Source organism: Pseudomonas sp. (assembly GCF_051660785.1).
GTDB lineage: Bacteria > Pseudomonadota > Gammaproteobacteria > Pseudomonadales > Pseudomonadaceae > Aquipseudomonas.
Window position 1 is genome coordinate 1 of the sequence record NZ_JBOFQE010000080.1, and the last position, 12,110, is coordinate 12,110.

12 protein-coding genes are annotated in these 12,110 nt (G+C 57.2%); 7 read left to right on the plus strand and 5 right to left on the minus strand.

The window, feature by feature from the left end; genetic code table 11:
• Window positions 1-161: 161 nt before the first annotated feature.
• The 5 genes from ACRC4F_RS21515 to ACRC4F_RS21535 all read right to left on the minus strand — a co-directional run bounded on the left by ACRC4F_RS21515 (window position 162) and on the right by ACRC4F_RS21535 (window position 4,704).
• Complete coding sequence (locus ACRC4F_RS21515; RefSeq protein WP_438661150.1) at window positions 162-632, minus strand: Lrp/AsnC family transcriptional regulator; 471 nt, start codon at window positions 630-632, stop codon at window positions 162-164.
• A 26-nt stretch (window positions 633-658) separates the two neighbouring features.
• Complete coding sequence (locus ACRC4F_RS21520) at window positions 659-1,993, minus strand: NAD(P)/FAD-dependent oxidoreductase (protein ID WP_438661160.1); 1,335 nt, start codon at window positions 1,991-1,993, stop codon at window positions 659-661.
• Between the two features lie 42 nt (window positions 1,994-2,035).
• Complete coding sequence (locus ACRC4F_RS21525) at window positions 2,036-2,875, minus strand: transporter substrate-binding domain-containing protein (RefSeq protein ID WP_438661151.1); 840 nt, start codon at window positions 2,873-2,875, stop codon at window positions 2,036-2,038.
• Between the two features lie 77 nt (window positions 2,876-2,952).
• Window positions 2,953-3,723: an amino acid ABC transporter ATP-binding protein gene (locus ACRC4F_RS21530; protein WP_438661152.1), complete on the minus strand. Its 771-nt coding sequence runs from the start codon at window positions 3,721-3,723 to the stop codon at window positions 2,953-2,955.
• 15 nt (window positions 3,724-3,738) lie between these two features.
• On the minus strand, window positions 3,739-4,704 hold the full coding sequence (locus ACRC4F_RS21535) for an amino acid ABC transporter permease (protein ID WP_438661153.1): 966 nt from the start codon (window positions 4,702-4,704) through the stop codon (window positions 3,739-3,741).
• A 504-nt stretch (window positions 4,705-5,208) separates the two neighbouring features.
• Here ACRC4F_RS21535 and ACRC4F_RS21540 point away from each other — a divergent pair.
• From ACRC4F_RS21540 to ACRC4F_RS21570, 7 genes are all read left to right on the plus strand, one after another.
• Window positions 5,209-6,123 (plus strand): amidohydrolase family protein, encoded by a 915-nt coding sequence (locus ACRC4F_RS21540; protein WP_438661154.1) that lies wholly within the window; start codon window positions 5,209-5,211, stop codon window positions 6,121-6,123.
• Between the two features lie 6 nt (window positions 6,124-6,129).
• Window positions 6,130-7,104, plus strand: a complete 975-nt coding sequence (locus ACRC4F_RS21545; protein WP_438661155.1) for an alpha/beta hydrolase family protein — start codon at window positions 6,130-6,132, stop codon at window positions 7,102-7,104.
• 339 nt (window positions 7,105-7,443) lie between these two features.
• Window positions 7,444-8,355, plus strand: coding sequence for a GlxA family transcriptional regulator (locus ACRC4F_RS21550; RefSeq protein WP_438661156.1), 912 nt, complete (start codon window positions 7,444-7,446; stop codon window positions 8,353-8,355).
• Between the two features lie 344 nt (window positions 8,356-8,699).
• Window positions 8,700-9,389: an ABC transporter permease gene (locus ACRC4F_RS21555; protein ID WP_225570808.1), complete on the plus strand. Its 690-nt coding sequence runs from the start codon at window positions 8,700-8,702 to the stop codon at window positions 9,387-9,389.
• Window positions 9,386-10,384: an ABC transporter ATP-binding protein gene (locus ACRC4F_RS21560; RefSeq protein WP_438661157.1), complete on the plus strand. Its 999-nt coding sequence runs from the start codon at window positions 9,386-9,388 to the stop codon at window positions 10,382-10,384. Before ACRC4F_RS21555 ends, ACRC4F_RS21560 begins: the two co-directional genes overlap by 4 nt.
• 2 nt (window positions 10,385-10,386) lie before the next feature.
• On the plus strand, window positions 10,387-11,055 hold the full coding sequence (locus tag ACRC4F_RS21565; protein WP_438661158.1) for an ABC transporter permease: 669 nt from the start codon (window positions 10,387-10,389) through the stop codon (window positions 11,053-11,055).
• 42 nt (window positions 11,056-11,097) lie between these two features.
• Window positions 11,098-11,991 carry a glycine betaine ABC transporter substrate-binding protein gene (locus tag ACRC4F_RS21570; protein ID WP_438661159.1) on the plus strand — a complete coding sequence of 298 codons (894 nt, stop codon included), beginning with the start codon at window positions 11,098-11,100 and terminating at the stop codon, window positions 11,989-11,991.
• Window positions 11,992-12,110: the final 119 nt, after the last annotated feature.

Consider the following 12,110-nt stretch of genomic DNA (forward strand, 5'->3'; position numbering starts at 1 on the left):
AGCAGTGAAACGATGCATCGCCGATGGTAGTGTGGGGTTTCCCCATGTGAGAGTAGGTCATCGTCAAGATTAAATTCCGAAACCCCAATTGCGAAAGCAGTTGGGGTTTTGTTTTGCCCGCAGGAAAGTTCGTACAGCAGACGGCGTAAATCGATGGGGATTTACACCGTCAGTTTCCGGCTGAATTTGGTTTCCATCACAATATGCGAGGCGGTGTGCGCCACGCCTTTGATCATATTGATTCTGGTGAGCTCGGCGTTGAGCTCGCTCAGGGTCGGCGTGACGAGATGGATGATGAAGTCGGACTCGCCCGAGACCGCATACACGGCCTGCACCGAATCCATCTTGCGCAGAGAGGTCATGACATCGGTATAGCTCTTGTTAGTGCAAGAGGTCATGGTGAAACAACTGATGGTCTGCTGGAGCCTGGTCTGGTCGATACGCACGCTGTACCCGGTGATGACGCCAGCCTTTTCCAGGCGGGTGATCCGCTCTTGCACCGAAGAGCGTGAGACTTCGAGCTTACGGGCCAATGAAGCGGTGGGTTCACGTGCGTTGGCCTGCAGAAGGCCAAGCAACTGCCTGTCCTTGTCGGTCAGGTTAAACAACGGACCGGGATTCTGCGCATCCATAAACACTTCCTTGATCTCGCTCGGATTCAGTTTTTATGTGTTGCCCTGCGTTGCGAACGCGATTCCTGAAAAATGTCCATCATCTTCAGGCCGGCGTACACCGTTTGCGCCGCAGCCGGGCCGAGAGGGCCACCATTCCATTCCAGGCCGTAGGCATCGAACAAACGGTAGCGATCAGTCTCGCCGCAAATGGCTTCTGCAATGACGCGTCCGCCAATAGGGGCGGTGTTCATACCATGGCCACCAAATGAAGTACATGCCCATAGCCCCTTCCCGAGCGGGCCGATGTGGGGCATTTTGTGCCGTGCATAACCCATCAGCCCGGACCAGGCTTTTTCGATCTTGATGCCGCGCAATTGCGGGTAGACGTCGAGAATGTCTTCGGTCAGCAACTGCCCCAGGCGCTTTTCATCCTGCAGGTTCCTGGTGGTGATACGACCGCCCCACAGCAGGCGGTCACCATCGACGATTCGGTAATAGTCCGAGGCTCGGCGATTATCGCCCACGGCATCGGTGGTGCCTACCGCATCGGCCAGACGCCCGCCCAAATGTTCGGTGAGCACCGCGTAGGTCGCGATCGGCAGAAAGGCGCGTCGTAATTTACCAAACTCGGGACCACCATAGCCGCCACAGCAATACACCACATTGGCGCAATCTACAGTGCCCTGATCGGTGATGACTCTGTGTCGCCCGTCCCGGCTCTCAACCTCGACCATCGGCGACTGTTCATGGATCATGCCGCCGCTGCCCTCGATTAGCCGGGCCAGGCCCAGGCAATAGTTCAAAGGGTGGAAGTGAAATCCATGGTTATCGCGCAGCCCCTGGAAATACCGGTCCGTCTTCAGCTTTTCACGCACCGCCTGGCGATCCAGATAGTCGAGGTGGAAGTCGAAATCCGTCGCCATTTTATCCCGCAGGCGCTTGAGATTATCGCCATCCTCATAGCGAACCACGCTCAATTTTCCTGGCGTTGGCGAGCAACCTGGCAATTGATGGCGGGCGATCATGTCGCGAACAGTATCGACACCTTCGAGCGAAAGTCTGAACAGCGCAGCGGCAGTCGGTTTTCCGCAGCGTCGCTCGATGGACGACAGCCCTTCGGACCAGCCCTGGAGGACGAAGCCGCCATTACGACCGGAAGCTCCCCAGGCCACTCGGCCCGCCTCAAGCATCACGACGGACTGCCCTCGCGAAACCAGCTCCCACGCCGTGCTCAACCCCGCCAGCCCCGCGCCGATGATGCACACATCAGCCTGGACATTGGTAGACAGCGCCGCGCGCTGCTTCGTGTCGTTCATCGTGGCGGTGTAGTAATTGTTGTTGTACATGAAGTCCGTTGTCCTTTTTCGCGGCGCAGTCATGCAGCGCGCCGCGTCAAGAACGGGCGCCTGCAATGCTTGGGTTTATTGCACTCGGGTGAGGTCGGCGCCGTACCACTTTTCAGAAAGTTGCTTCAGCGTGCCGTCGGTTTTCATGTCTGTAACGATTTTGCTCAGCGCGCTGTTGAACGCCTCATCGCCTTTATCCACGGCGATGGCCAACGGTTCGTAGTATGCGGGTTTGCCTTCCACTCTCACGATGGGATAGCCATTTTTGACGGCGGCAACGATGGTTGGAAGGGCGGACAAAGTAGCGTTCAGTCGGACGCCGTTGCCCATGCGCAAATCATCAAGGGGGCCCATGCTGTCGCCATAAGTCTTCACCTCGCCAGGCGTGACGTCGTAGGTGAAGGCTGGCACATCGGCGGCGTCGATCTTGAGCCGGCGATTGATATAGTCTTCCGACGTTGTGCCGGCTTCGACGCCGACAATCTTGCCGTCCAGATCCGCTGCCTTGGCCCCGGCAGCATCCTTGTGCACGGCGAATACATACGGCGTGTAGTAATAAATAGCCGGGAAGTCGAGGACCCGGGCGCGTTCGGTGGTTGGCGTCATGGACCCGACCGACAAATCCCAGCGATTCGACCAGCGTCCTGCGGTGATGATCCCGTACTCAGGTGTCACGAAGTCAATCTTGCTACCCAGGCGTCGGCCGATTTCGGTGGCGACATCGATATCAAAACCTTGCAGCTTGTTGTCGGGCCCCAGAAACGATTGCGGAGGCCAATTGGCGGCGGTCGCCACTTTGATCACCTTGGTTTCATGGATGCGGTCGAGGGTCGAGCCCGCCCAGGCGACGCCAGTGGTGACCGTGACAGCAGTGGCGACAGCAGCTGCAGTGAAGAAGCGGGAGATCGAGATCATGATTAAGCCTCCAGGTCGCTTGAGTGCGATTTTGTTGTTGTTTGTGTCGATGATTTCGGACAGTGCGGCGATGCTTCTCAGTGGCTGAGAATCTGCGACAGAAACTCCCGCGCGCGTGGATGCTGCGGGTTTTCAAAAAACTCATTGGGTTTGGCTTGCTCGATGATGCAACCCTCATCCATAAAGATGATGCGGTCGGCGACCCGGCGGGCGAAGCCCATCTCGTGGGTGACGCACACCATCGTGATGCCGTCGCCCGCCAGTTCGCCCATCACGTCCAGCACTTCCTTGACCATCTCGGGGTCAAGTGCCGAGGTGGGTTCGTCGAACAACATGATGCGTGGCCGCATGCAAAGGGCGCGGGCGATTGCAACGCGCTGCTGCTGGCCACCGGAGAGCTGACTGGGGAATTTATCCGCCTGGTTCCCGATTCGCACTCGATCAAGGTATTCGCAGGCCAGCCCACGCGCCTGCGACTCACTGAGCTTGCTCACCAGGCGCGGCCCCAGCATGAGGTTCTCCAGGACCGTCATGTGCGGAAACAGGTTGAACTGCTGGAAGACCATGCCGACCTGGCGCCGGATGTTGGCCACACAGGCGGCATTGCGGGTCAGCTCGGTGCCTTCGATGAACACGTTTCCTTTCTGGAAGTCCTCGAGCAGATTCAGGCAACGAATCAATGTCGATTTGCCCGAACCCGAGGGACCGCACACGACCACTATCTCGCCGCTGGCAATGTGCAGGTCGATACCCTTGAGCACATGAAATTCGCCGTACCATTTGTGCATTTCCTGGATCGAAATGGCGGGATACGGGGCAGTGGCGGCTGAAGCTGACGGCTGGTTCATCGTAGTGCTCCTGACTCAGCGGTGGGCGCGATTGAAGTGCTTTTCCAGACGCGACTGAACGGTTTCCAGCACGATCGACAGCAGCCAATAGAGCACGGCTGCGGTGATCAGCATTTCCAGGTGTCGGAACTCGGCACGTCCTTGAGTTCGTGCCAGGAACATCAGCTCCCAGACGCCGATCACGGACACCAGCGAACTGTCCTTGAGCATCGAGATGAACTGGTTGCCAGTCGGCGGAATGATCAGGCGCATGGACTGCGGGAGAATGACCCGCGTCATCGTTTGAAATGGATTCAGGCCAATCGCCCGCGAAGCCTCCCACTGACCCCGCGAGATGCTGCTGATCCCCGCGCGGAAGATCTCTGTCATATAGGCGCCATAGCAGAGCGAGAGCGCCAGAATCCCTGCCGGAACGGCGCCGACCACATAGCCCAGTTGGGGAATGCCCAGGTAAATGAGGTAGATCTGGATGAGTAGCGGAACACCGCGGAAAAACGAGGTGTAGAAGCTGGCGATGGCAATGGCGAAACCGTTGGAAGATAAACGCGCCGTCGCTCCCAACAACGCCAGGACGAACGCGATGGCAATGGAAATGGCGGACACGTAGACGGTCGTGAAAACCCCTTGGGTAATCATGAAGCCCACTTTGGTGGCGATGAAACTGTAGGAAAGATTGAAGGTGTCGAAGAATAAAAGGAACAGCACCAGCAATTCGCACCAGACCGTAATGATCTGCGCCCGCAAGGGAAACCGGCCAAGGATGAACAGATTCAGGACAACCGTGAGGGTGAAGGTGCCCCCGACCGCGATGTCACGTGCCAGAGGTGCTTTCAAGTCGAGGACGATGGGCCCCATCAGGTTGGAAAGACGGCTTTCACCCACACCGCAGACAAGCGTAATGATGAAAATGACTGCAGCGACCGTCCCCATGAATAGAGCGCTGTCAGTCATACGAGCCTTGACGATATGGTCCTTGTACATGGCTTGCGTACCTCAGGGTGTGCCCCTTTATTGTTGTAAGTCCATTATGGGTGTGCGAAATGCCGGGCGGGACCCTGCAAAATGTTCGAATGATCGGTTTTTACTGGCATATCAACGGGTACGCTCCCTACATCTGCCAGAAACTCATGGCAAATGTGGTCCGCAGGGTATTTTTGTATTGAGTCAAAACGCTGGACAGTTGCACTGATCCAGGACGACAGCCACGAGCGATTTGAGGCCCATCAATTTTTCGCCATCCGCCTGACGAACCGCTGACCTCTTGACCGACCGGGCTTCATTTTTACGACTGCATAATCCTGCCAGCCGCGCAAAACAGGACCCCAAGCGCTGTTTCTGCCCTGAAAGTCCAAGCGGCGATTACAAAGCCTCTTTGCTTGCAAAGATTACGCATGGCGAAAATTTGATACTACACGTCGAGTTGGCGGGAGCGACGAAGCACTGACGACGATTATTGTTTTCGCACAAAAGCCGGAAACACTACTCATGCTCCCGTTGATCAAAAGAATAGACAGTCACGTTCATTTTTATACTTCGCAAGACCTTCGCCGAGTAGCCGGCTCGCTGCCCTATACGTTACCCGAACCGCATCCGCTGACTGCTTATCTGGATACTTTGATCAACGCCGGAATTGTTCCGACGCTCCTCAATAACGTTCATTTAAGTATCTTGCCCGATTCAGAAAACGTGTTCGCTTCCTTCGAGGAACTCAGGAATCTGCAGGCGGCAAATCCCCAACGCTATGGGGGCGTCAGATTGGTGGGAACGATCAAGGCAGAACCTGCCTACGCCACACAAGAGCGTCTCTCGCACCCGCAAGTGATTGGTGCCCGAATCGTTCTGCACGATGCAAGGCCTGAGACTGTTGCCGATACGCAATTCTGTGATGAGCAATGGTTGATGTTTTACGCTCGCCTGCTCCCGCACCAGCATCTGCACATTTATGCGAAAGAGGCCGAGACAAATCGGCGCGTATTGCGCCAGATTCCTCGCGATGTGCGGGTCATTATCGATCACCTGGGCACGTGTCACAGCGAGCGTGACATCACTGAGCCGGCTTACATCGCGCTGCTCACTGAAGCGAGAGAGCGAGGCAACGTCTGGTTCAAAGGCCCTGGCTATCGCACTTCTGTTCATCCCGAGGAAACCGCTCGTTTCGTGACGCAAATTGTTTGCGCGGTCGGCGCGGACAAGATCCTTCTGGAAGCAACCGATGCACCCCATGTCGGAACTGACAACAAGGGTGTGCCGTATTCCGACCTGTTTGATTTGAGCAAGGCGTTCAACTTTGTCGACGCCGTTGCACATCATGTTTCTGAAGAAACCCGAATTCCTGCTGACCAACTTCTCCACGGAGCATTTGGCCAGCTGATCTACGCCCACGCTCCAACTTTGAGATAACTAGCGATGACCAACATTACAACAAAAGAAATCAACTTTACGGTTAAATACGGCGATGAAACCCTGAGCCTCAAAGGCACGGTATTTCAACCAGAGCAACTGGACGCTGCGTCGAAAAAGTTGCCCCCTGTCATTTTCAATTCCGGTTTCACGGGTGGCGTGACCATGTACGGCCAGCTGTTCGGTCGCGCTTTGGCTGCGCGCGGTTATCGCGTCATGACCTACGACGTAGCGGGCTTTTTCTCCAACAAGCACGTCCGCAATACGATCAAGGCCGGGGACATTGAGATCACCAATGTCATCCTCGAAGACCAGAAAGATGAAGTCCTGGGTGCCATTGAATGGGCTCGGGAAAATTTTGGCGAGATGCCGGCGGTGGCGTCTTGGGCGATGGGTTCAGTGGCGAGCCTCGGCGCTGTGGCTGAACTGGCCGCCGCAGGTGCTGAACAGATCCGCTTCTGGGTACCGATGAGCTACACCAACATCCGTAAGCTGCAAGCCTTGCGTGCAGACAAAAGCGCAGCTGATGCCGCCATTCACCAACTTGCGGATGACGCGCCGATCCCGCCGTTCGACACTGGAACTGACGCGACCCGCCTCGGCTACTATCCACTGGATCCCGAAACCCAGGCTTACGTTGATCAGCAACTGGGCGGCTACACCGAAGCGGGCGGCGCAGACCGTTGGCCAGGTTGCACCCACGTCACGGCAAAGTCCTACAAGTCCTATGTGGCGTATGACCCGGAGCAGTCCATCGAAGGTGCCAAAGGTTTCCCGCCTGCACTGATCATCCACGGCGCCGACAACACGCTGCACATGCCCTCGGAGTCTGTGCGCCTGCACCAGAACTATCCGGGTGATGCAGGCCCGAGCGCGCTGATCATTTCCCACATGCAACATGGCCAGCAGAATCAGGTCGACAGTCCGGTCTTCAAGTCGATGATTCAGAGCATCGACGAGGCCATCCGCACACGCGGCTGATCCACTCGCCATCGTCCTGCGGGACTTCGGGTGCCGAAGTCTCGCAGCGATCTCCCGCGTCGCGTCGCGATGCGCTCCCCGAGCTCCGGTCGTTCCGATCCGTCGCAATACGGCGCCTTGCCCTTCGTTGTTTTGAACATCAATCTGGCTGAATACGAGCACAGGCCCTAACATAGTGGGTCCAAAGCCACTCCCTCGGGCTGGCCTGAGCCGGTGACTGCAACGGCTGGAACCCCCCATGACAAGGATCTGGCGATGACAGCCCCCAGTGAATCAGCGACGTCTGTGAATACCTGCACAACCAAGCGAATCGGGCTGCTCATTCTCCCTGAGTTTTCCATGATGGCCCTGGCTGGCGCCAGCGAGCCTTTGCGGGCTGCCAATCGGTTGTCCGGCAAGAAGCTTTACGAGTGGACCCTGCTCACAGAATCGGGTGGGCCGGTCAGCTCCAGCAGTGGCATCGAGATTCAGTCCCTGCCGGTTGATCAGGCGCCGGAACTGGATCGCGTTTTTGTCCTGGCGAGCCTGGACATCGAACATCAGAAACCACCGAAAATACTGCGCTTTCTACAGCGAGCCGCCGCCCGGGGCAAAACCGTAGGTGCCCTGAGCACCGGTACGTTCATTCTGGCGCGCGCCGGGTTGCTGGAAGGGAAGCGGTGCACCTTGCACTGGGAGTGCATCGGTCAGTTTGCGGAAGAATTTCCCACGATCGAGGTCACCAAAGACCTGTACGTCAACCATGACAACCGGTGGACCTGTGGAGGCGGTACGGCGGCGATTGATCTGATGCTGGCGCAAATCGCGCTCGATTTCGGTAATCAACTCGCCGCCAGTGTCGCCGAGCAATTCCTGCACGCCAGGATTAGAGCCCCGGAAGAACATCAGCGAATGTCGATCCAGTGGCGTTTCGGGATTCACGATCGACGGCTGACGGCGGCGATTGCCTTCATGGAGAACAATCTGGAAAACATCGTCGGCATCGAAGAGATTGCCGATCGGTGCAACCTGTCACACCGCCAATTGGAGCGGTTGTGGCACCAGCACTTCGGAATGACGCCAAAAAAGTTTTATCTGGAACTGCGGCTGAACGAAGCGCGGCGATTGCTGCGTGAAAGCACTCAGCCCATTGCGTCCATCGCTTACACCTGCGGGTTCGTCTCGGCGTCGCATCTGGGCGCCGCTTACCGTCGGATCTGGGGATGCACGCCAGGGGAAGAGCGGCGGAAATTTGATGATGCCCACTCCTGATTGCCACCCCTGAGCGGGCTGGCAGAGGGGGGGCAATCCCCCCAAAAAAGCCTGAACCTGTCCGCTCCGTAAAACCGCATAGCAAGCTAATGACCTAGCCCGACAGGCGGTGCACCCTGGCACGCCTTGGTCATTTGGCGATCCTGCATACTCCTTCTTCAATCGGCCTTTCATCTCTCGACATGCACGAGCGTGCCTCGTGACGTCGATTTTTTGATAGAAATCGTCGAACTCACAGCTAAGGCTCCGAAGGGGAGCGCTGTAATGTTTCTAACAAATCCGGCGTCCACTTCCAGATGCATGGCCGGCAAAAACAACAATGACGTACAGAAGGCAAAACACCCATGGAAACCTTGAGTTTCATTCTGGAAAACGGCGGGCTGATCAGCCTGCTCCTCGGACAGCACCTGCTCATCGTGGCGGTCGCGGTGGGGCTGGCGATTCTGACCGGTGTGCCCGTCGGGATCGCAATCTCCCAGCACCCCCGGACTCGTCGTTGGGTCCTGGCCTTTGCCGCTGTCCTGATGACCATTCCCTCTGCCGCGCTGTTCGGGCTGATGATTCCGGCCCTGTCGTTGATCGGCTATGGGATCGGTGTTGTGCCGGCGGTCATTGCACTGTTTCTCTATTCCCAGCTGCCCATCATCCGCAACACCACCACCGCGATCTCCAACATCGACCCGGCGTTGCGCGAAGCGGCGATAGGGATGGGAATGTCGACCTGGCAGCGGCTGCGCAAGGTTGAGCTGCCGATTGCCGTCCCATTGATCATGGCCGGCGTCAGGATGGCAACCGTCATCAACATCGGCATCGCGGCGATCGCGGCTTACATTGGCGCCGGTGGCCTGGGCAGCCTCATCATTCGCGGCATCGCTCAATCGGATACCCGACAGCTGTTGGCCGGCGCAATCGTCATCAGCGTGATTGCCATTGCGGCCGATTACGCGCTTTACGGCTTGCAGCGCGTCCTGACGCCAAAAGGCCTGAACAAGAACAAAGTGGCCACTGGCCGAATGAAGGAAGCTACGACGTGATCCAGATCGAAAATTTAAACAAGAAATTCGGCTCAATCACTGCAGTAGAAGATGTCTCATTCAATGTTGAAGAGGGGCAGATCTGCGTACTGCTTGGGCCGTCGGGCTGCGGTAAAACCACGACGCTCAAAATGATCAACCGACTGATCACGCCTACCTCGGGCACGATCCGAATCGGTGGTCGCGACACCTCCGAACTGGACAGCGTCACCCTTAAACGCTCCATCGGCTACGTGATCCAGCAAGTCGGCTTGTTCCCGAACATGACCGTCGAAGAAAACATCTGTGTCGTCCCCAATCTGTTGGGATGGGACAAAACCAAAAGCCGCAAGCGTGCCGCGGAGTTACTGGAAGTCGTTGCGCTGGAACCTTCAAAATTCCTCAAGCGCTACCCGTGCGAACTGTCGGGTGGTCAACAGCAACGCGTAGGGGTGGCCCGGGCGCTGGCAGCGGATCCGCCCGTAATGTTGATGGACGAGCCCTTCGGCGCGATTGACCCCATCAACCGCGAAGTGATTCAAGACGAGTTCATGCGCATCCAGCGCCAGGTCAACAAGACCGTGCTGTTTGTCAGTCACGACATCGATGAAGCCGTGAAGATGGCCGACTGCGTTGCCTTGTTCCACAACGGAAAAATTCAGCAGTTTGGCACCCCGGATGACCTTCTGGCCCGGCCCAACAGCGAGTTCGTGGCGAACTTCATGGGCAGCGACCGGATCATGAAGCGCCTGTGTCTGCTGCGGGCGGCTGACGTTGCCAGCATGATCGCGCCACGGGAACAGATGCAGGTCGTCGGTGGCAACAGCGGCATCGCCTCGCGCTCGCAGCTGATCGTCAAGCCTGGCGATGATCTGCGCCAAGTGCTCTCGCAACTGCTGGGCCGTGGCCAGGATTGGGCACTGTGCAACGACAGCGACGGACGCTTTATCGGCTATGTCCACCAGGCTGACATTCTGGCGCGGCTGGTTGAAAACATTACTCCAGTGGTGCACTGACCATGCCTGACTTACTGAGCAGATTGTGGGAAGGGCTGCAGTTTTACTGGGGCGACATCAGCTACCTGACGGTCCAGCATCTGCAGATCGTGGCGGTCAGCGGAGTGTTGGCCCTGGCCATCGCGCTGCCGTTGGGTGTCTGGATGAGCCGTCCGGCGAACCAGCGTTATGCCATGGCCAGCATGCAGGTCCTCAACGTGGGGCAGGCGATCCCCAAGCTCGCCTTGTTGGCCTTGGCCATGAGCTTCATTGGCGTTGGCAGTGGCGCGGCCATCATCGGCTTGTTTGTCGCGACGTTGTTACCGGTGGCAGTCAACACCTATGAAGGCTTGCGCGCGGTGCCGCAGCACTTGGTCGAAGCCGCCGAGGCCATGGGCATGACGCCGCGGGAGACGCTGTGGAAAGTCGAAATTCCGAATGCGATGAACGTGATTTTCGCGGGTATCCGCACGGCGCTGGCGATCAACGTCGGTACCGCGCCGCTGGCCTTCCTGGTGGGTGGAGGCGGGCTGGGCGAGTTGATCTTTACCGGCATCGACCTGAACGACTTCGGCATGATGCTGGCCGGTGCTGCGTCGACCGCGCTCCTGGCGATTGCAGTCGATCTGGGCTGCGGCTTGATTCAAAACATTGCAGTGTCACGGGGCCTGAGGTTGGCCGGACGCGAATGAATCTGAAGACCATCGACCTAAACCAATAATATGAGGTGCATGATGATTTATCGAATGCTGGCCAGTCTGATCTTTAGCTTTAGTCTTGTTTCAGGTGTTGTGGGCAGCGCTTCTGCCAACAGCACGATTGTGGTGGGCGGCAAGAAGTTTACCGAGCAGCAACTGGTTGCGGAAATGACCACGCAATTACTGCGCGCCAATGGCTACAGTGTCGATAAACGCCCGGACCTGGGTTCGTCTGTATTGCGCGCGGCGCAAGAGAACGGTCAGGTCGATGTGTACTGGGAGTACACCGGCACTTCGCTGATTACTTACAACAAAGTCACGGACAAACTGGACGCTGACGAAACCTATAAGCGGATCAGCACCCTCGACGCCCAGAAGGGCATCACCTGGCTGAACCCTTCCAAGGCCAACAACACCTACGCATTTGCCATGCGCAAGGAAGAGGCCGAGAAAGACGGAATAACCTCGATCAGTGATCTTGCCAAAAACATCGAAGCGGGCAAATCCTACAAATTCGCTTCGAACGCTGAATTCTTTTCCCGTCCCGATGGCCTGCGTCCTCTTCAAGAGACGTACAAGTTTGAATTCGAGCGCAAGAACATCGTCCGCATGGACGGTGGGCTGACCTACCAGGCACTCAGGGACGGTCAGGTCGATCTGGCATTGGTCCTGTCGACCGATGGACGGATTCCGGCTTTCGGCTTTGTTGTACTGAAGGACGATAAAGGCTTTTTCCCCAGCTACGCGCTGACGCCAGTGATTCGGACTGAAGTCTTTAAAGAGAATCCAAAGATCGGCGAATTGCTCAACGCGCTTTCTTCCAAACTGGACGACGACACCATTGCCGGTCTCAACTCTCGGGTCGACGTTGGTCGTGAGTCTATCGAGAGTGTGTCCAAGGAATTTCTGCAGAAGAACAAGTTGCTCTAGTCAGTTTTATCTCATCCGGTACTCAGGCATTACACAAATCACCTGTAGGAGCCGGCTTGCTGGCGATAGCGGTGGGGCAGGCGACAAGTTAATCGCCTGACGGACGCTATCGCCAGCAA

What these genes read in the sequence shown, in the direction of transcription:
- ACRC4F_RS21515 (WP_438661150.1), bottom strand. Translation starts at nt 632, where the DNA reads ATGGATGCGCAGAATCCCGGTCCGTTGTTTAACCTGACCGACAAGGAC.
- ACRC4F_RS21570 (WP_438661159.1), top strand. Translation starts at nt 11,098, where the DNA reads ATGATTTATCGAATGCTGGCCAGTCTGATCTTTAGCTTTAGTCTTGTT.
- ACRC4F_RS21530 (WP_438661152.1), bottom strand. Translation starts at nt 3,723, where the DNA reads ATGAACCAGCCGTCAGCTTCAGCCGCCACTGCCCCGTATCCCGCCATT.
- ACRC4F_RS21540 (WP_438661154.1), top strand. Translation starts at nt 5,209, where the DNA reads ATGCTCCCGTTGATCAAAAGAATAGACAGTCACGTTCATTTTTATACT.
- ACRC4F_RS21555 (WP_225570808.1), top strand. Translation starts at nt 8,700, where the DNA reads ATGGAAACCTTGAGTTTCATTCTGGAAAACGGCGGGCTGATCAGCCTG.
- ACRC4F_RS21565 (WP_438661158.1), top strand. Translation starts at nt 10,387, where the DNA reads ATGCCTGACTTACTGAGCAGATTGTGGGAAGGGCTGCAGTTTTACTGG.
- ACRC4F_RS21525 (WP_438661151.1), bottom strand. Translation starts at nt 2,875, where the DNA reads ATGATCTCGATCTCCCGCTTCTTCACTGCAGCTGCTGTCGCCACTGCT.
- ACRC4F_RS21520 (WP_438661160.1), bottom strand. Translation starts at nt 1,993, where the DNA reads ATGACTGCGCCGCGAAAAAGGACAACGGACTTCATGTACAACAACAAT.
- ACRC4F_RS21545 (WP_438661155.1), top strand. Translation starts at nt 6,130, where the DNA reads ATGACCAACATTACAACAAAAGAAATCAACTTTACGGTTAAATACGGC.
- ACRC4F_RS21550 (WP_438661156.1), top strand. Translation starts at nt 7,444, where the DNA reads ATGATGGCCCTGGCTGGCGCCAGCGAGCCTTTGCGGGCTGCCAATCGG.
- ACRC4F_RS21535 (WP_438661153.1), bottom strand. Translation starts at nt 4,704, where the DNA reads ATGTACAAGGACCATATCGTCAAGGCTCGTATGACTGACAGCGCTCTA.